Origin of the sequence: Pseudomonas alvandae (genome assembly GCF_019141525.1) — a bacterium.
Classification (GTDB): domain Bacteria; phylum Pseudomonadota; class Gammaproteobacteria; order Pseudomonadales; family Pseudomonadaceae; genus Aquipseudomonas; species Aquipseudomonas alvandae.
Genome location: NZ_CP077080.1, coordinates 4,772,182 through 4,789,807, shown reverse-complemented (window position 1 = coordinate 4,789,807; position 17,626 = coordinate 4,772,182). Strand labels below are relative to the sequence as shown.

Annotated in this window: 18 protein-coding genes; all 18 read left to right on the top strand. The window is 61.6% G+C overall.

Annotated elements, in window-relative coordinates; genetic code table 11:
* The first annotated feature begins 59 nt into the window (after positions 1–59).
* The 18 genes from KSS97_RS21145 to fliP all read left to right on the top strand — a co-directional run bounded on the left by KSS97_RS21145 (position 60) and on the right by fliP (position 17,616).
* Positions 60–1,535: a sigma-54 dependent transcriptional regulator gene (locus KSS97_RS21145; protein WP_030141088.1), complete on the top strand. Its 1,476-nt coding sequence runs from the start codon at positions 60–62 to the stop codon at positions 1,533–1,535.
* A gap of 110 nt (positions 1,536–1,645) precedes the next feature.
* Complete coding sequence (locus KSS97_RS21140; protein ID WP_272929131.1) at positions 1,646–2,854, top strand: sensor histidine kinase; 1,209 nt, start codon at positions 1,646–1,648, stop codon at positions 2,852–2,854.
* Positions 2,855–2,859: 5 nt separating this feature from the next.
* A complete protein-coding gene (gene fleR, locus KSS97_RS21135) occupies positions 2,860–4,245 on the top strand; it encodes a sigma-54-dependent response regulator transcription factor FleR (protein WP_217860060.1) in 1,386 nt (461 codons plus the stop codon).
* 222 nt (positions 4,246–4,467) lie between these two features.
* Positions 4,468–4,794, top strand: coding sequence for a flagellar hook-basal body complex protein FliE (gene fliE, locus KSS97_RS21130; RefSeq protein WP_003199082.1), 327 nt, complete (start codon positions 4,468–4,470; stop codon positions 4,792–4,794).
* A gap of 15 nt (positions 4,795–4,809) precedes the next feature.
* Positions 4,810–6,594, top strand: coding sequence for a flagellar basal-body MS-ring/collar protein FliF (gene fliF / locus KSS97_RS21125; protein ID WP_030141085.1), 1,785 nt, complete (start codon positions 4,810–4,812; stop codon positions 6,592–6,594).
* Complete coding sequence (fliG, locus tag KSS97_RS21120; RefSeq protein WP_007958288.1) at positions 6,587–7,606, top strand: flagellar motor switch protein FliG; 1,020 nt, start codon at positions 6,587–6,589, stop codon at positions 7,604–7,606. Before fliF ends, fliG begins: the two co-directional genes overlap by 8 nt.
* Before the next feature lie 7 nt (positions 7,607–7,613).
* Positions 7,614–8,444: a flagellar assembly protein FliH gene (gene fliH / locus KSS97_RS21115; protein WP_198797722.1), complete on the top strand. Its 831-nt coding sequence runs from the start codon at positions 7,614–7,616 to the stop codon at positions 8,442–8,444.
* The gene (gene fliI / locus KSS97_RS21110) at positions 8,434–9,792 is read left to right on the top strand and encodes a flagellar protein export ATPase FliI (RefSeq protein WP_030141083.1); all 1,359 of its coding nucleotides are present in this window, start codon (positions 8,434–8,436) and stop codon (positions 9,790–9,792) included. The genes fliH and fliI overlap by 11 nt, the downstream gene beginning before the upstream one ends.
* A 6-nt stretch (positions 9,793–9,798) precedes the next feature.
* Positions 9,799–10,248: a flagellar export protein FliJ gene (gene fliJ / locus KSS97_RS21105; RefSeq protein WP_217860059.1), complete on the top strand. Its 450-nt coding sequence runs from the start codon at positions 9,799–9,801 to the stop codon at positions 10,246–10,248.
* Positions 10,249–10,350: 102 nt separating this feature from the next.
* A complete protein-coding gene (locus KSS97_RS21100; RefSeq protein WP_030141081.1) occupies positions 10,351–10,656 on the top strand; it encodes an STAS domain-containing protein in 306 nt (101 codons plus the stop codon).
* A gap of 5 nt (positions 10,657–10,661) precedes the next feature.
* Positions 10,662–12,368, top strand: coding sequence for an ATP-binding SpoIIE family protein phosphatase (locus tag KSS97_RS21095; RefSeq protein ID WP_217860058.1), 1,707 nt, complete (start codon positions 10,662–10,664; stop codon positions 12,366–12,368).
* A gap of 31 nt (positions 12,369–12,399) precedes the next feature.
* Positions 12,400–12,744 carry an Hpt domain-containing protein gene (locus KSS97_RS21090; RefSeq protein ID WP_030141079.1) on the top strand — a complete coding sequence of 115 codons (345 nt, stop codon included), beginning with the start codon at positions 12,400–12,402 and terminating at the stop codon, positions 12,742–12,744.
* An 85-nt stretch (positions 12,745–12,829) separates the two neighbouring features.
* The gene (locus KSS97_RS21085; RefSeq protein WP_217860057.1) at positions 12,830–14,194 is read left to right on the top strand and encodes a flagellar hook-length control protein FliK; all 1,365 of its coding nucleotides are present in this window, start codon (positions 12,830–12,832) and stop codon (positions 14,192–14,194) included.
* 233 nt (positions 14,195–14,427) lie between these two features.
* Positions 14,428–14,931 (top strand): flagellar basal body-associated protein FliL, encoded by a 504-nt coding sequence (gene fliL, locus KSS97_RS21080; RefSeq protein WP_217860056.1) that lies wholly within the window; start codon positions 14,428–14,430, stop codon positions 14,929–14,931.
* Positions 14,932–14,941: 10 nt separating this feature from the next.
* The gene (gene fliM, locus KSS97_RS21075) at positions 14,942–15,910 is read left to right on the top strand and encodes a flagellar motor switch protein FliM (RefSeq protein WP_030141076.1); all 969 of its coding nucleotides are present in this window, start codon (positions 14,942–14,944) and stop codon (positions 15,908–15,910) included.
* A 60-nt stretch (positions 15,911–15,970) separates the two neighbouring features.
* Complete coding sequence (gene fliN / locus KSS97_RS21070) at positions 15,971–16,429, top strand: flagellar motor switch protein FliN (RefSeq protein ID WP_030141075.1); 459 nt, start codon at positions 15,971–15,973, stop codon at positions 16,427–16,429.
* Positions 16,430–16,867 (top strand): flagellar biosynthetic protein FliO, encoded by a 438-nt coding sequence (gene fliO, locus KSS97_RS21065; protein WP_217860055.1) that lies wholly within the window; start codon positions 16,430–16,432, stop codon positions 16,865–16,867.
* Positions 16,867–17,616 carry a flagellar type III secretion system pore protein FliP gene (gene fliP / locus KSS97_RS21060; protein WP_217860054.1) on the top strand — a complete coding sequence of 250 codons (750 nt, stop codon included), beginning with the start codon at positions 16,867–16,869 and terminating at the stop codon, positions 17,614–17,616. Before fliO ends, fliP begins: the two co-directional genes overlap by 1 nt.
* Positions 17,617–17,626: the final 10 nt, after the last annotated feature.

The following is a 17,626-nucleotide window of genomic DNA, read 5'->3' as shown; positions in this document are numbered from 1 at the left end:
CAAGCGTCTAGCTTGCCCCCAAATTCGGGCACTGAGTTGACTAGGGAAGTTGCTATTGCATGTGGCGTGAAACCAAAATTCTCCTGATCGATGACGATAGCGTCCGCCGCCGTGACCTGGCGGTGATCCTTAATTTTCTTGGCGAAGAAAATTTGCCCTGCGGCAGCCATGACTGGCAGCAGGCCGTCGGCTCTTTGTCCTCCAGCCGTGAAGTCATTTGTGTCCTTATCGGGACCGTAAATGCTCCCGCATCGCTTTTGGGCTTGCTAAAGACACTCTCAACCTGGGATGAGTTCCTTCCAGTTTTGTTAATGGGCGAAAATTCTTCCCTTGACTTGCCTGAGGACCAGCGCCGCCGGGTGCTTTCCACCTTGGAAATGCCGCCGAGCTACAGCAAATTGCTCGATTCGCTGCACCGTGCCCAGGTTTATCGCGAGATGTACGACCAGGCCCGCGAGCGCGGTCGGCACCGTGAACCCAATCTTTTCCGCAGCCTTGTCGGCACCAGCCGTGCGATCCAGCATGTGCGCCAGATGATGCAGCAGGTGGCCGACACCGACGCCAGCGTGCTGATCCTGGGCGAGTCCGGCACCGGCAAGGAAGTGGTCGCGCGCAACCTGCATTACCATTCCAAGCGTCGCGAGGCGCCGTTCGTGCCGGTCAACTGCGGTGCGATCCCGGCCGAGTTGCTGGAAAGCGAATTGTTCGGCCACGAGAAGGGCGCGTTTACTGGTGCGATCACCAGCCGCGCCGGGCGTTTCGAATTGGCCAACGGTGGCACGCTGTTCCTCGATGAGATCGGCGACATGCCGCTGCCGATGCAGGTCAAGCTGTTGCGCGTGCTGCAAGAGCGCACGTTCGAGCGCGTGGGCAGCAACAAGACCCAGAGCGTCGACGTGCGGATCATCGCCGCGACCCACAAGAATCTCGAGAGCATGATCGAGGTCGGCAGTTTCCGCGAAGACCTCTATTACCGCCTCAACGTGTTCCCGATCGAAATGGCGCCGCTGCGTGAGCGGGTCGAAGACATCCCGCTGCTGATGAACGAATTGATCTCGCGCATGGAGCATGAGAAGCGCGGTTCGATCCGCTTCAACTCGGCGGCGATCATGTCCCTCTGTCGCCATGGCTGGCCGGGCAACGTCCGCGAGCTGGCGAACCTGGTGGAGCGCATGGCGATCATGCACCCCTACGGTGTGATCGGCGTCGCTGAGCTGCCGAAGAAATTCCGCTACGTCGATGATGAAGACGAGCAAATGGTCGACAGCCTGCGCAGCGACCTGGAAGAGCGCGTGGCGATCAACGGCCATACGCCGGATTTCACCAGCAATGCCTTGTTGCCGCCGGAAGGCCTGGACCTCAAGGACTACTTGGGCGGCCTGGAGCAAGGCCTCATCCAGCAGGCCCTGGACGATGCCAACGGTATCGTGGCCCGCGCGGCGGAGCGCTTGCGTATCCGCCGTACGACCCTGGTAGAAAAGATGCGCAAGTACGGCATGAGCCGGCGCGAAGGAGATGAACAGGCGGATGATTGACGCCTGTTTTGCAACCGCCTGATTTTCAGGCGGTTTTTTTTCGGCACGGGTATTGCTACAGCCCTCGCAACGTTCCGTTTAACTGACGGTCAGCCAAGCGAGAGAGCACGATGACCCAAGCCGCCCTGATGTCGCCTGTCCCCGAGCCGGGACACATGCCGTCCGCCGAACAGGCTAGCCGGCTTGGACTTGAACAGGCGTTTTCGCTGTTTAACCAGATGTCCAGCCAGTTGACTGATTCCTACAGCCTGCTTGAAGCCCGGGTGACCGAGCTCAAGGGGGAGCTGGCGGTGGTCAGCGCCCAGCGCATGCAGGAGTTGGCGGAAAAGGAACGCCTGGCCAATCGGCTGCAAAATCTCCTCGATCTCTTGCCTGGCGGCGTCATCGTCATCGATGAGCACGGTTTCGTGCGCGAAGCCAACCCGGCGGCGTGCGAGCTGCTCGGCCTGCCCCTGGAGGGCGAGCTTTGGCGGCACGTCATCGCCCGCTGCTTCGCCCCTCGCGAAGACGACGGCCACGAAATCTCTCTCAAGGATGGTCGGCGTCTCTCTATTTCGACCCGTTCGCTGGATGCCGAGCCTGGGCAGTTGGTGCTGCTCAATGACCTGACTGAAACCCGTCACCTGCAAGACCAGCTTGCCCGCCACGAGCGCTTGTCTTCCCTAGGGCGGATGGTGGCGTCGCTGGCCCATCAGATCCGCACGCCACTGTCCGCCGCGTTGCTCTACGCCAGTCATCTGACGGAGCAGCAACTGCCGATGGACACCCAGCAGCGCTTTGCTGGCCGCTTGAAAGAACGCCTGCATGAGCTGGAGCACCAGGTGCGCGACATGCTGGTGTTCGCCCGGGGCGAGTTGCCGTTGACCGACCGCGTGACACCCAAGGCGTTGCTGCAATCCTTGCAGGCCGCAGCGTTGACCCATGTGCAGGATCTGCCGATCCGCTGGCAGTGCGACAGCCATGTGGGCGAGGTCTTGTGCAACCGTGACACCTTGGTGGGCGCGGTATTGAACCTGATTGAAAATGCGATCCAGGCCAGCGGCGGTGACGTCCGGTTGAAGGTTCATCTGTACACCCGTGGCAGCACGTTGCGCCTGTGTGTCAGCGACAGCGGCAGTGGCATCGATCCAGCCGTATTGACCCGCCTGGGCGAACCGTTTTTTACCACCAAGGCCACTGGGACAGGCTTGGGCCTGACCGTGGTCAAGGCTGTGGCGCGTGCCCATCAGGGAGAATTGCTGCTGCGCTCGCGGCTGGGGCGTGGCACTTGTGCGCTGATCGTCCTGCCGCTGTTTTCCAGTGCGCCAGGGGTGGAGTGAAGGCAATGGCGATCAAGGTTTTGCTGGTGGAGGACGATCGTGCGCTGCGCGAGGCGCTGGCCGATACGCTGCTGTTGGCCGGGCATGATCATGCCGCCGTCGGTTCGGCGGAGGAGGCGCTGCTGGCCGTTGCCCGCGAGCCGTTCAGCCTGGTGGTCAGCGACGTCAACATGCCGGGCATGGACGGTCACCAGTTGCTCGGTTTGCTGCGTGCGCGCCACCCGCAATTGCCAGTCCTGTTGATGACCGCACACGGTGCGGTCGAGCGTGCGGTGGATGCCATGCGCCAGGGGGCGGCGGATTACCTGGTCAAGCCGTTCGAGCCCAAGGCGTTGCTTGACCTGGTGGCGCGTCATGCCCTGGGAAGCCCGGCAGTCGAGGGTGAAGGGCCAGTGGCCATCGAGCCGGCCAGTGCTCAGTTGCTGGACTTGGCCGCGCGGGTGGCACGCAGTGACTCAACCGTGTTGATTTCCGGCGAGTCGGGTACCGGCAAGGAGGTGCTGGCCAGGTATATCCACCAGCAATCCCGTCGCGCCAACGAACCGTTCATTGCCATCAATTGCGCGGCGATTCCCGACAACATGCTCGAGGCCACATTGTTCGGGCACGAGAAGGGCTCGTTCACCGGCGCCATCGCGGCCCAGGCCGGCAAGTTCGAACAGGCTGACGGCGGCACCATCCTGCTCGATGAGATTTCAGAAATGCCCCTGGGCCTGCAGGCCAAGCTGTTGCGGGTGTTGCAGGAGCGTGAAGTTGAAAGGGTCGGCGCGCGCAAGCCCATCAGCCTGGACATCCGCGTGGTCGCGACCACCAACCGCGACCTGGCGGGCGAAGTGGCGGCGGGGCGTTTCCGCGAAGATTTGTATTATCGGCTATCGGTTTTTCCGTTGGCCTGGCGTCCGTTGCGCGAGCGCACCGCCGATATCCTGCCGCTGGCCGAGCGCCTGCTGGCCAAGCACGTCAATAAAATGAAGCATGCAACGGCGCGACTGTCCGCCGAAGCCCAGGCTTGCCTGATCGCTTATCCCTGGCCTGGCAATGTCCGTGAGCTGGATAACGCCATCCAGCGGGCCCTCATCCTGCAACAGGGCGGCTTGATCCAGCCCGAAGATTTTTGCCTGGCCGGTCCGGTGGCTTGTGCGCCGTTGCCGGTCTTGCAGCCAGCCCCAGCGGTGGTTCCGCCGATGGAAGTGGCGGAATCCGCGGGTGCGCTGGAGGACGACCTGCGTCGACGCGAGTTCCAGATGATCATCGACACCCTGCGTGCCGAGCGCGGCCGTCGCAAGGAGGCGGCCGAACGCCTTGGCATCAGCCCGCGGACCCTGCGCTACAAGCTGGCGCAGATGCGTGATGCGGGGATGGACGTGGAGGCCTACCTTTTCGCCAGTTGAATAGTCGCCACCAATCCTTGTGGGAGCGAGCTTGCTCGCGATAGCGGCGGGTCAGTCAAAATTGATGTTGGATGTGATGGCATCGCGAGCAAGCTCGCTCCCACAGTGGAGCGGTGCGCGCAATTGTTTCTGCCGGCCATCGAGCTGGCACCCTTGTTGCTAATACCTACGTACCCGCTGAGTAAGTGTCAAAAAAACGCGGGCCGCCAGAGAGAATAGACCATGAGCCAAGGTATTGAATTTAATCGATTGATGTTGGACATGCGGGCCATGCAAATGGACGCCATGGCCCAGCCGAAATCGGTCGCGGTCCCCCAGGTGGGTGGCAGCAGCTTTTCCGACATGCTCGGTCAGGCCGTCAATAAAGTGAACGATACCCAGCAGGCTTCGAACCAGTTGGCCAGTGCTTTTGAAATTGGCAAAAGTGGCGTCGACCTGACGGACGTAATGATCTCTTCGCAGAAAGCCAGTGTCTCGTTTCAGGCGTTGACCCAGGTACGCAACAAACTGGTTCAAGCCTACCAAGACATCATGCAGATGCCGGTCTAAGGAAACTATTGAGTCATGGCAGAAGCAGCCGTTGATAACGTTCCAGCCAAGGCCACTCCGGTAGACGGCAAACCGCCGTTGTTCGGTCTGTCTTTCCTGGAAAACCTCTCCGAGATGACCATGCTGCGTCAGGTTGGCCTGTTGGTCGGCCTGGCTGCCAGCGTGGCGATTGGTTTCGCCGTCGTGTTGTGGTCCCAGCAGCCAGACTACCGTCCGTTGTACGGTAGCCTGGAAGGCATGGATGCCAAGCAAGTCATGGAAACCCTGGCTTCTGCCGACATTCCCTACACTGTCGAACCCAACTCTGGCGCCTTGCTGGTCAAGGCCGACGACGTGGCGCGCGCGCGCCTCAAGCTCGCTGCCGCGGGTGTCACACCGACCGATGGCAACATCGGTTTCGAGATTCTCGACAAGGACCAGGGCCTGGGCACCAGCCAGTTCATGGAAGCGACGCGTTATCGTCGCGGCCTGGAAGGCGAACTGGCGCGCACCATCTCCAGCCTCAACAACGTCAAGGGTGCCCGTGTGCACCTGGCGATCCCGAAAAGCTCGGTCTTCGTGCGCGATGAGCGCAAGCCGAGTGCGTCGGTCCTGGTTGAACTGTATTCCGGCCGCTCCCTGGAGCCAGGCCAGGTCCTGGCCATTATCAATCTGGTGGCGACCAGCGTTCCCGAGCTGAGTAAGTCGCAGATCACCGTGGTCGACCAGAAGGGCAACCTGCTCTCCGACCAGGCGGAAAATTCCGAACTGACCATGGCCGGCAAGCAATACGACTACAGCCGTCGCATGGAAGGCATGTTCACTCAGCGGGTGCATAACATCCTGCAACCGATCCTCGGTAACGGCCGCTACAAGGCCGAAGTGTCGGCGGATGTGGATTTCAGTGCGGTTGAATCGACCTCCGAGCAGTTCAACCCGGATCAGCCGGCGTTGCGCAGCGAGCAGTCGGTGAACGAACAGCGCACTGCCAGCAATGGCCCGCAAGGCGTGCCGGGTGCCCTGAGCAACCAGCCGCCGTCGCCGGCCAGCGCGCCGCAAACCACCGGTGGCGCCACCGCCGCCGCAGGCATGGTGCAGCCAGGCCAGCCGCTGATCGATGCCAACGGCCAACAGATCATGGACCCGGCCACCGGCCAGCCGATGCTCGCGCCGTACCCGGCCGACAAGCGTCAACAATCCACCAAGAACTTCGAGCTCGACCGTTCCATCAGCCACACCAAGCAGCAACAGGGTCGCTTGAATCGCCTGTCGGTCGCCGTGGTGGTGGACGATCAGGTCAAGATCAACCCGGCCAACGGCGAAACCAGCCGTGCACCGTGGAGCGCCGACGAATTGGCGCGCTTCACTCGCCTGGTGCAGGACGCGGTCGGTTTCGACGCCAGCCGTGGCGACAGCGTCAGCGTGATCAACGTGCCGTTCTCCCTGGAGCGCGGTGAAGAAATCGCCGACATTCCGTTTTATTCGCAACCCTGGTTCTGGGATGTGGTCAAGCAAGTATTGGGTGTGCTGTTCATCCTGATACTGGTGTTCGGTGTGTTGCGTCCGGTGCTCAACAACATTACCGGTGGCGGCAAGAACAAGCAGTTGGCTGGCTTGGGTGATGTAGAGCTGGGAGGCATGGGCGGCCTGGATGGCGAATTGGCCAACGATCGCGTCAGCCTCGGCGGGCCGCAGAGCATCCTGCTGCCAAGCCCGAGCGAAGGCTATGACGCTCAGTTGAACGCCATCAAGAGTCTGGTGGCAGAAGATCCGGGTCGTGTGGCCCAGGTCGTGAAAGAGTGGATTAACGCAGATGAGTGATAATCGAGCCGCTGTTGCCAAATTGTCCCGGGTCGACAAAGCCGCGATCTTGCTGCTGTCCCTGGGGTCGACCGACGCCGCCCAAGTGCTGCGTCACATGGGGCCCAAGGAGGTCCAGCGCGTCGGCGTGGCCATGGCCCAGATGGGTAACGTGCACCGCGAACAGGTCGAGCAGGTCATGAGCGAGTTCGTCGACATCGTCGGCGACCAGACCAGCCTGGGCGTCGGTTCCGACGACTATGTGCGCAAGATGCTCACCCAGGCCCTGGGCGAGGACAAGGCCAACGGCCTGATCGACCGGATCCTGCTGGGTGGCAACACCAGCGGCCTCGACAGCCTGAAGTGGATGGAACCACGCGCCGTTGCTGACGTGATCCGTTACGAGCACCCCCAGATCCAGGCGATCGTGGTGGCGTACCTCGACCCGGACCAGGCCGGCGAAGTGCTGGGCAATTTCGACCACAAGGTGCGCCTCGATATCATCCTGCGCGTGTCATCGCTGAACACCGTGCAGCCGGCGGCGCTGAAGGAATTGAACCAGATCCTCGAGAAGCAGTTCTCGGGCAACTCCAATGCTTCGCGCACTACCTTGGGTGGTATCAAGCGCGCGGCGGACATCATGAACTTCCTAGACAGTTCGATCGAAGGTCAATTGATGGACTCGATCCGCGAAGTCGACGAAGACCTGTCCGGTCAGATCGAAGACCTCATGTTCGTGTTCAACAACCTGGCCGATGTCGACGATCGTGGCATCCAGGCACTGTTGCGCGAAGTGTCCTCCGACGTCCTGGTCTTGGCCCTCAAGGGTTCGGACGAAGGCGTCAAGGAAAAGATCTTCAAGAACATGTCCAAACGGGCGGCCGAACTGTTGCGCGACGACCTCGAGGCCAAGGGCCCGGTGCGCGTCAGCGACGTGGAAACCGCACAGAAGGAAATCCTCACCATCGCCCGCCGTATGGCCGAAGCCGGAGAAATCGTGCTCGGTGGCAAGGGCGGCGAAGAGATGATCTAAGGTCGTTATGTCTGCCAAGAGTGATGATTCACCCAGCGACCTGATCCGCGCCCGTGACGTCGGTGGTTTCGACGTCTGGTCGCTGCCCAGCTTCGACCCCTACGTGCCCGAGCCCGAGCCGGAACCGGTGGAAGAACTGCCGGAGATGGAAGAGGTGCCGCTGGAAGAAGTCCAGCCACTGACCCTCGAAGAAGTCGAGAGCATCCGCCAGGAGGCTTACAACGAAGGCTTCGCCATTGGCGAAAAAGAAGGTTTCCACAGCACCACGATCAAGGTCCGTCAGGAAGCCGACGTGGCGCTCACGGCCAAGCTGCGCGCGTTGGAATCGTTGATGCAGAACCTGTTCGAGCCCATCGCCGAGCAGGACACGCAGATTGAAAAGTCATTGGTCGGGCTGGTGCAGCACATCGCCCGGCAAGTGATCCAGCGCGAACTGGCCATCGATTCGAGCCAGATCGAACACGTCATGCGCGAAGCCCTCAAGCTGTTGCCGCTGGGTGTGGGCAACGTGCGGTTGTACATCAACCCGCAGGACTTCGAACTGGTCAAGGCTTTGCGCGAGCGCCATGAGGAAACCTGGCGCATCGTCGAAGATGAAACCCTGCTGCCGGGCGGTTGCCGCGTGGAAACCGAGCACAGCCGCATCGACGCTACCGTCGAGACCCGCATCAGCCAGATCATGGCCAAGCTGTTCGACCAACTGCACGAACAGGCTTTGCACCCGGCGCCCGCCGACCTGAGCCTGGACTTGCCGGACGAACCCAAGCCGGCCGCCATCGTCGATCCCGACAGCGGCGAGCCGATCACACCTGAAGTGGCAGGCCACGATGCGCCTTGAGCGAACCAGCTTCGGCAAGCGCCTGGGCAGCTACGCCGAGGCCACCGAACTGGCCGGCCAACCGATCCTGGAAGGTCGCCTGTTGCGCATGGTCGGCCTGACCCTCGAAGCCGAAGGATTGCGTGCGGCCATGGGCAGTCGCTGCTTGGTGATCAATGACGACAGCTATCACCCGGTGCAGGTGGAAGCCGAGGTCATGGGTTTTTCCGGGAGCAAGGTATTCCTGATGCCGGTCGGCAGTGTCGCCGGCATCGCCCCGGGTGCCCGTGTGGTGCCGTTGGCCGATACCGGCCGCCTGCCCATGGGCATGAGCATGCTCGGTCGCGTGCTGGACGGCGCTGGTCGGGCGCTGGACGGCAAGGGCGGGATGAAGGCCGAGGATTGGGTGCCGATGGACGGCCCGACGATCAACCCGCTCAAGCGCGACCCCATCAGCGTGCCGCTGGATGTGGGCATTCGTTGCATCAACGGTTTGTTGACGGTCGGACGCGGTCAGCGCCTGGGCCTGTTCGCCGGTACCGGCGTGGGCAAGAGTGTGCTGCTGGGCATGATGACCCGCTTCACCGAGGCCGACATCATCGTGGTTGGGCTGATCGGCGAGCGGGGCCGCGAGGTGAAGGAATTCATCGAGCACATCCTCGGCGAGGAAGGGCTCAAGCGCTCCGTTGTCGTCGCTTCGCCGGCGGACGATGCGCCGCTGATGCGCCTGCGCGCTGCGATGTACTGCACGCGCATCGCCGAATATTTCCGCGACAAGGGCAAGAACGTCCTGTTGCTGATGGACTCGCTGACCCGTTTCGCCCAGGCCCAGCGGGAAATCGCCCTGGCCATCGGCGAGCCGCCGGCGACCAAGGGTTATCCGCCTTCAGTGTTCGCCAAGCTGCCGAAGCTGGTGGAACGTGCCGGTAACGCGGAGAAGGGCGGCGGTTCCATCACTGCGTTCTACACCGTGCTGTCCGAGGGTGACGACCAACAAGACCCGATCGCCGACTCGGCCCGAGGCGTGCTCGACGGCCACATCGTGTTGTCCCGACGCTTGGCGGAGGAGGGGCATTACCCCGCCATCGACATCGAAGCGTCGATCAGCCGGGTCATGCCATCGGTCATCAGCCCCGAGCACATGAAGCGTGCGCAACAGTTCAAGCAGTATTGGTCTCGCTACCAGCAAAGTCGCGACCTGATCAGCGTCGGAGCGTATGTACCTGGCGGCGATCGTGAGACCGACACGGCCATCAGCCTCTATCCGTCCATGGCGGTATATCTGCGCCAGGCGCTTAACGACAGCATCGGCATGGGCGCCAGCGAAGCGCACCTGCAAACCATTTTCGCCCCTGTCTCCGGCACGTAACCAATCATGGCCATGAGTCGTGCGGCGCGCCTGGCGCCAGTGGTGGACATGGCCGAAAAGGCCGAGAAGACCGCCGTCCAGCGGCTGGCCTATTTTCAGGGGCAGGTGGCGGTTGCCGAAAGCAAGTTGGCGGACCTGGAAAATTTTCGCCTCGAATACCAGGAGCAGTGGATCGCCCGCGGCAGCCATGGCGTTTCCGGACAATGGCTATTGGGCTACCAAGGATTCCTCGCGCAGTTGGGCACGGCCATCGACCAGCAGCGCCAGAGCCTGGTCTGGCACCAGAACAACCTGGAGAAGGCCCGCCAGAGCTGGCAAGAGGCGTTCGCTCGCGTCGAAGGGTTGCGCAAACTCGTACAGCGCTACATCGACGAGGCGCGGCAATTGGAGGACAAGCGTGAGCAGAAATTGCTGGACGAGCTGTCCCAGCGGCTGCCGCGCCACGATCCGTATTGATAACGGCGGTAGGGTTTTGTCGGGTAGGCGATTTGAAACCTTGCTCAGACCTCTACCAAGTGCTAAACCTTGTACACGTATGTCCATGACAAGGAAGTGAATATGTCTGTCATTACCGAAGTATCTCCGGATGGGCAAAAACTGACGATCTCGATCAAGGGTCGCTTCGATTTTGGCCGGCACCAGGAGTTTCGTGAGTCTTATGAAAAGCTCAACACGAAACCCGAGTCCATCGTGGTGGATCTGAAAGAAGCCACTTACCTCGACAGTTCTGCGTTGGGCATGCTCCTGCTGTTGCGTGACCATGCCGGTGGCGACGAATCGGATATCCGCGTCGTCAACAGCAGCAGCGACGTCAAGAAAATCCTCGCGATCTCCAATTTCGACAAGCTGTTCGATATCAGTTGATCGCCATGCAATCGTCGCCGGAGCCGCTGACGATCCTGATTGCCGAAGACAGTGCCGCCGATCGACTGCTGTTGTCGACCATCGTCCGTCGCCAGGGCCATCACGTGCTCACTGCGGCTGACGGTGCCGAGGCGGTCGAGGTCTATCTGCAACAGCGTCCGCACCTTGTGTTGATGGACGCGATGATGCCGGTCATGGATGGCTTTGAAGCGGCGCAGAAGATCAAGCAGTTGGCCGGGGATCAACTGGTCCCGATCATCTTTCTCACCTCGTTGACCGAAAGCGAAGGGCTTGCCCGATGCCTCGAGGCCGGTGGTGATGACTTTCTGGCAAAACCCTATAACCAAGTAATCCTGGCCGCCAAGATCAAGGCGATGGACCGTTTGCGTCGGCTGCAAGCCACGGTGGTGGAGCAGCGCGACCAGATCGCCCGGCACCATGACTATCTGCTCAACGAGCAGCGGGTTGCCAAGGCGGTATTCGACAAGATTGCCCACTCCGGTTGCCTGAGCGCGCCGAACATCCGTTACCTGCAATCGCCCTACGCCTTGTTCAACGGCGATCTGCTGTTGGCCGCGTTCAATCCGGCCGGCGACATGCATATCCTGCTCGGGGACTTTACGGGTCACGGATTGCCGGCGGCGGTGGGGGCGATGCCGCTGGCGGAGGTGTTCTACGGGATGACCGCCAAGGGCTACGGCCTGGCGCAGATCCTGCGGGAGATGAATGCCAAGCTCAAGCGCATCCTGCCGGTGGATATGTTCTGTTGCGCGACGCTGCTGTGCCTGAGTTTCCAGCGCTGCACCGTAGAGATCTGGAACGGTGGCATGCCCGACGGTTATCTGCACGACAGCCTCACTGGCGTACGCACACCGTTGCCGGCGCAGCATTTGCCGTTGGGCGTATTGACGCCTCAGTTGTTTGACGACCGCACCGAAGTCCATCCCATGTCGGTGGGCGATCGGGTGTTCCTGCTGTCCGATGGCGTGATCGAGACCAGTGACCGCGACGACCAGCCGTTTGGCGTGGAGCGGTTGCAGCAGGTCTTTTCGGCCAACCGTGAGCCCGATCGCCTGTTCGAAGATATCCAGCAAGCCCTGCAGGACTTTCGCGGCGAGGCCCGTGACGACTTCAGCATGATCGAGGTGCGTCTCGTCGCGCCGACGCAACTCAATCCGCCGCCTCCGGTCTATTCCGATAGCGGCCAGTCCAGTCCGCTGGACTGGTCGGTGAGCTTTGAATTCCGGGCGCAGACGCTCAAGCGGTTCAACCCGATGCCCTACCTTTTGCAGTTGCTGCTTGAGGTTCATGGGCTCAGGGCACACAGTGGCGCCCTTTACAGCGTACTGTCGGAGCTGTATTCCAACGCCCTCGAACATGGGGTGTTGGGGTTGGACTCCAGCCTCAAGCGCGATGCGACGGGTTTTGCCCGGTACTACCGCGAGCGCAACGAGCGCCTGGACGCGTTGAGCGATGGCCATGTGCGGGTGCATTTGCATGTCACCCCCCATGGTGACGGTGGCTGTCTGGTCATTGAGGTCGAGGACAGCGGCAAGGGCTTCGATGTTGCCAAGGTGATGGCCCGACCCGTGGATCGCGACCGATTATCAGGGCGTGGCGTGAGCCTGGTGCGTCAACTATGCCAGCGGGCCTCCTGGTCCGACGATGGTCGTAGTGCACGCGTGGAGTTTTTCTGGGAGGCTCTGGCATAATCGGAGCCAATCTTGATCAGGGAGCGAGCAAGTGAGTGAAATTCATCTCGATCGCGACGTGCTCAGCACGTTGAGGGAAGTCATGGAGGACGGGTATCCGGAATTGCTGGACACCTTCCTCGAGGATTCCGAGGCACGTCTGCGTGTGTTGCATGAAGCCAGGGACGCCGAAAAGCTCAGCGCCACGGCCCACAGCTTCAAGGGCAGTAGCAGCAACATGGGGGCCCTGCGCCTGGCTGAGCTGTGTGGAGAGCTGGAGCAACGCGCCAAGCAGCCGTCGCTGGGTGGCATCGAAAAACTGGTCAATGAAATCGACAGCGAGTTTGCCTTCGTCCGCACGCTTTGCCGGGAAGAGCGTGAAGGCTTTCATTGCTGAAACGATGTCGTCCGACGCGTTGGCCCGTCCCTTGCATTGTCCTGTCTCGACTGCATCTTGATTCCAGTGCAGCGGAGACCATTTTATGCCTGTTACGCCCAATACACTCCTGCAGGCCAGCGCCCCGGCCAAGCCGCAGGCCGCCGTCAATCCACTGGCAGCGGGCCCGGAAGCCGGGAATAAAGCCTCCAGCTTCGCTCAGGTCTTCGCCAAGCAGGCCCCCGTCAAATCACCGACGGTCGCTGAGCCGTCGGTAAAGCCGGGGCGCGACAAGACTTCCGACACCTCCGTCAAAAAGGATGTCGACAGCGATCCGGCTGCCGCTCCGGAGCCGGTGGTTGCCGATAGCGGCAAACCCTTGCCCGCCGACAAGCCGGCTGCTGCCGACGACAAGACTGCGCAGGATGACGATACCGAAGCGGCCGAGAAGCCCGTAGCGGACGCCGCGCCTGTCGATCCAACCCTTGATCCTGCGTTGTTGCCGGTCGTTGCGGTGACCACTGCCGAGGTTCAGCCCGCCCCCGTGGTGGTTGCGGCCGATGCTCAAGTCACCGCTGCGGTGGCGGCTGCCGTTGTTCCGACGACGGCGGCCAATGCCCCGGCACCCGTGACGGATCCGGAGTTCGACCCGCAAGCTGATCCGCTCGACGCGCTGCCAGCCTTGCGGTTGGCGATGGAGCAGGGCGGTCATGTGTCGGCTTCCAGCCAGGCGCAACCCAAGGCCGCCCCGACGTCCTCGCCCGATGGCGAACCGACCTCGGCCCAGACGTTTGCCGCCGGCATGGCCAGCATGCTCACTGTGCAAGCCGACCAGGACAGCACCGGTGCCGGCAGCCAGGGTGGCGACAAGGCGTTCAGTGGCCTGATCAGCGAAGGCCTAAAGGACCTGACCGCGGCTTCGAGCGATACCCGCGTCGATGACTTTGCCAATCGCTTGGCGGCACTGACCCAGGCCGCCACGCCGAAAACCGCCAACGCGGTGCCGGTCAACCAGCCCATCGCCATGAACCAGAGCGGCTGGACCGAGGAAGTGGTCAACCGGGTAATGTACTTGTCGAGCGCCAATCTCAAGGCGGCCGACATCCAGTTGCAGCCGGCCGAACTCGGGCGCCTGGACATCCGGGTGAACATGGTTCCGGACCAGCAGACCCAGGTCACCTTCATGAGCGCCCACGCTGGCGTTCGTGAAGCCCTCGAAGGCCAGATGCATCGCTTGCGCGACAGCTTTGCCCAGCAGGGCATGGGGCAGGTCGATGTGAACGTGTCGGATCAATCCCGTGGTTCGCAGAATCAGGACCAACAAGCCCAGCAGCAGGCCCAGGCCGGACGCACGACGTCCTCGGGCGGACGGGTGGATTCGGTGGATGAAGCCGGTCCGGCCGGCATCGCTGAAGTGGCTGCCAGCACGACCAGCGTCATCGGCACCAGTGCGGTCGACTTCTACGCCTGATTCAATGCAACAACCCCTGTGGGAGCGAGCTTGCTCGCGATAGCGGATTTGTCAGTCACCTTGTTCGGAACTGATCCACCGCTATCGCGAGCAAGCTCGCTCCCACATTGGTTTCTGCGGTCCCTGGAGATCGCATCAAGCTCGCTACTCCAAGTGCGGACACTTCTGGCATAACACTTGCTCCTGCCTAGCCATGCAACAGTGAACCCCCCGATTAGTGACGGATTATTGGCATGGCGAAGAGTGAAGCAGCAGCTGTAAAAGACCCTGCAACCAAAGGCAAACTCAAGATGATCATCCTGATCGTGGTGGGCTTGCTCCTGGCGATGGGCGTTTCGGTGGGGGCGACCTGGTATTTCATGCACAGCGCCCAAAGCAAGCCGGCACCGGCGGCGGAAGTCGCACCGGTGGGCAAGCAGCCGGCGATTTTCGAGCCCATGGCTCCGGCCTTCGTTGCCAACTACACCGTGAACGGTCGTCAACGCTACATGCAGGTCAGCATCACGTTGCAGGGCCGCAACCAGGCCGACCTGGAAGCGTTGCGTGTGCACATGCCATTGATCCGCAATAACCTGGTGATGCTGTTTTCCGGACAGAGTTTCGACACCCTCGCCACCCCGGTCGGCCAGGAAATGCTGCGTCAGAAAGCCACGGCCAGCGTGCAGGAAGTGGCCCAGAAAGAGCTTGGCAAAGTGGTGATCGAACAGTTGCTCTTCACTAACTTCGTATTGCAGTAGGAAACACGACATGGCCGTGCAGGACTTGTTGTCCCAGGACGAAATCGACGCGCTGTTGCACGGTGTCGACGACGGCCTGGTGCAAACCGAAAACGCTGCTGACCCGGGCAGCGTCAAAAGCTACGACCTGACCAGCCAGGACCGCATCGTTCGCGGACGCATGCCGACCCTGGAAATGATCAACGAGCGTTTCGCCCGCTACACCCGTATCAGCATGTTCAACATGCTGCGCCGCTCGGCCGACGTGGCCGTGGGTGGCGTGCAGGTGATGAAGTTCGGCGAATACGTGCACTCGCTGTACGTGCCCACCAGCCTCAACCTGGTGAAGATCAAGCCGCTGCGCGGTACGGCGCTGTTCATTCTCGACGCCAAACTGGTGTTCAAGCTGGTGGACAACTTCTTTGGTGGCGACGGTCGTCACGCCAAGATCGAAGGTCGCGAATTCACCCCGACGGAACTGCGCGTCGTGCGCATGGTGCTGGAACAGGCCTTCGTCGACCTGAAGGAAGCCTGGCAGGCGATCATGGAAGTGAACTTCGAGTACATCAACTCGGAAGTGAACCCGGCCATGGCGAACATCGTCGGCCCGAGCGAAGCCATTGTCGTCTCGACGTTCCACATCGAACTCGACGGCGGCGGCGGCGACCTGCACGTGACCATGCCGTATTCGATGATCGAGCCGGTGCGTGAAATGCTCGACGCCGGTTTCCAGTCGGACCTCGACGACCAGGACGAACGCTGGATCAACGCGTTGCGCCAGGACGTGCTGGACGTCGACGTGCCGATCGGCGCGACGGTTGCCCGGCGCCAGCTGCGCCTGCGGGACATCCTGCACATGCAGCCGGGGGACATCATCCCCGTCGAGATGCCGGAAGACATGATCATGCGCGCCAATGGCGTGCCGGCCTTCAAGGTCAAGATGGGCTCTCACAAAGGCAATCTGGCGTTGCAGGTAATCGAGCCGATCGAACGCCGCTGAGCGCTGTCAATTTCTTAAGTTTTCGTTTTTAACTGAATTTTTGCCCGCCGAGGAAACATGATGGCTGACGATATGAATACCCAGGATGACCAGGCGCTGGCCGACGAGTGGGCTGCGGCCCTGGAAGAAACCGGCGACGCCGGGCAGGCTGACATCGATGCGTTGCTGGCAGCCGATACCGGCGCCCACGCGTCCAACCGCCTGCAGATGGAAGAGTTCGGCAGCGTGCCAAAAAGCAACGAGCAAGTGACGCTCGACGGGCCGAACCTGGACGTGATCCTCGACATCCCGGTGTCGATTTCCATGGAAGTGGGCAGCACCGACATCAACATCCGCAACTTGCTGCAACTCAACCAGGGTTCGGTCATCGAACTCGATCGCCTGGCCGGTGAGCCGCTGGACGTACTGGTAAACGGCACCTTGATCGCCCACGGCGAAGTGGTGGTGGTCAACGAGAAGTTCGGCATTCGCCTGACGGACGTGATCAGCCCGAGCGAACGCATCAAGAAGCTGCGCTGAATGAAAGGTTTTTTCGCCGCAGCCTTGATGCTGCCGTTCAGTGTGCTGGCGGCCGAGCCGGTGGCCAATGTGGCCGTTGCGCCGGCCAGTGGCAGCGGCATCGCCGGGCAATTGGCGCAGCTGGTGCTGGGCCTGCTCCTGGTGCTCGGGGTGATTTTCTTCCTGGCGTGGATGCTGCGGCGCGTGCAACAGGCAGGGCCCGCCGGCAAAGGTCAGGTCATCGACATCATCAGTTCCCGGGCGTTGGGCCCACGGGATCGGCTGGTGCTGGTGCAGGTAGGCAACGAGCAGATCCTGCTGGGGCTGAGCCCCGGCACCATCACCGCGCTGCACGTCCTCAAGGAGCCGGTCCAGGTGCCCTCCGCTGAGCAGGCCACCCCCGAATTTGCCCAGCGGCTCATGGAACTGCTGGGTAAAGATCAAAAGGATAAGAAGTAATGCCGTTGCGCATTCTGTTGGCGTTGGCCCTGATGCTGGCCGCGCCGTTGGCGTTTGCCGCCGATCCGCTGTCGATCCCGGCGATCACCCTCGGCACCAATGCCGAAGGGGCACAGGAATACTCGGTCAGCCTGCAGATCCTGCTGATCATGACTGCGCTGAGTTTCATCCCGGCGTTTGTCATGCTGATGACCAGTTTCACTCGGATCATCATCGTCTTTTCCATCCTGCGCCAGGCGCTGGGGCTGCAACAGACGCCGTCGAACCAGATCCTCACCGGCATGGCGCTGTTCCTGACCATGTTCATCATGGCCCCGGTATTCGACCGGGTGAATCAGGACGCGCTGCAACCCTACCTGGCGGAAAAGCTCAGTGCCCAGGATGCCGTGGCCAAGGCCGAGGTGCCGATCAAGGATTTCATGCTGGCCCAGACCCGCAGCAGCGACCTGGACCTGTTCATGCGCCTGTCCAAGCGCACCGATATCGCCAGTCCTGACCAGGCTCCGCTGACTATCCTGGTGCCGGCGTTCGTGACGTCCGAGTTGAAGACTGCGTTCCAGATCGGTTTCATGATTTTCATCCCGTTCCTGATCATCGACCTGGTGGTCGCCAGTATCCTCATGGCCATGGGCATGATGATGCTGTCGCCGCTGATCATTTCCCTGCCGTTCAAGATCATGTTGTTTGTGCTGGTGGATGGCTGGGCGTTGATCATCGGCACCCTGGCGGGCAGTTTCGGCGGTGTCTAGACCACTTGCG

What these genes read in the sequence shown, in the direction of transcription:
- KSS97_RS21145 (WP_030141088.1), top strand. Translation starts at nt 60, where the DNA reads ATGTGGCGTGAAACCAAAATTCTCCTGATCGATGACGATAGCGTCCGC.
- KSS97_RS21140 (WP_272929131.1), top strand. Translation starts at nt 1,646, where the DNA reads ATGACCCAAGCCGCCCTGATGTCGCCTGTCCCCGAGCCGGGACACATG.
- fleR (WP_217860060.1), top strand. Translation starts at nt 2,860, where the DNA reads ATGGCGATCAAGGTTTTGCTGGTGGAGGACGATCGTGCGCTGCGCGAG.
- fliE (WP_003199082.1), top strand. Translation starts at nt 4,468, where the DNA reads ATGAGCCAAGGTATTGAATTTAATCGATTGATGTTGGACATGCGGGCC.
- fliF (WP_030141085.1), top strand. Translation starts at nt 4,810, where the DNA reads ATGGCAGAAGCAGCCGTTGATAACGTTCCAGCCAAGGCCACTCCGGTA.
- fliG (WP_007958288.1), top strand. Translation starts at nt 6,587, where the DNA reads ATGAGTGATAATCGAGCCGCTGTTGCCAAATTGTCCCGGGTCGACAAA.
- fliH (WP_198797722.1), top strand. Translation starts at nt 7,614, where the DNA reads ATGTCTGCCAAGAGTGATGATTCACCCAGCGACCTGATCCGCGCCCGT.
- fliI (WP_030141083.1), top strand. Translation starts at nt 8,434, where the DNA reads ATGCGCCTTGAGCGAACCAGCTTCGGCAAGCGCCTGGGCAGCTACGCC.
- fliJ (WP_217860059.1), top strand. Translation starts at nt 9,799, where the DNA reads ATGGCCATGAGTCGTGCGGCGCGCCTGGCGCCAGTGGTGGACATGGCC.
- KSS97_RS21100 (WP_030141081.1), top strand. Translation starts at nt 10,351, where the DNA reads ATGTCTGTCATTACCGAAGTATCTCCGGATGGGCAAAAACTGACGATC.
- KSS97_RS21095 (WP_217860058.1), top strand. Translation starts at nt 10,662, where the DNA reads ATGCAATCGTCGCCGGAGCCGCTGACGATCCTGATTGCCGAAGACAGT.
- KSS97_RS21085 (WP_217860057.1), top strand. Translation starts at nt 12,830, where the DNA reads ATGCCTGTTACGCCCAATACACTCCTGCAGGCCAGCGCCCCGGCCAAG.
- fliL (WP_217860056.1), top strand. Translation starts at nt 14,428, where the DNA reads ATGGCGAAGAGTGAAGCAGCAGCTGTAAAAGACCCTGCAACCAAAGGC.
- fliM (WP_030141076.1), top strand. Translation starts at nt 14,942, where the DNA reads ATGGCCGTGCAGGACTTGTTGTCCCAGGACGAAATCGACGCGCTGTTG.
- fliN (WP_030141075.1), top strand. Translation starts at nt 15,971, where the DNA reads ATGGCTGACGATATGAATACCCAGGATGACCAGGCGCTGGCCGACGAG.
- fliO (WP_217860055.1), top strand. Translation starts at nt 16,430, where the DNA reads ATGAAAGGTTTTTTCGCCGCAGCCTTGATGCTGCCGTTCAGTGTGCTG.
- fliP (WP_217860054.1), top strand. Translation starts at nt 16,867, where the DNA reads ATGCCGTTGCGCATTCTGTTGGCGTTGGCCCTGATGCTGGCCGCGCCG.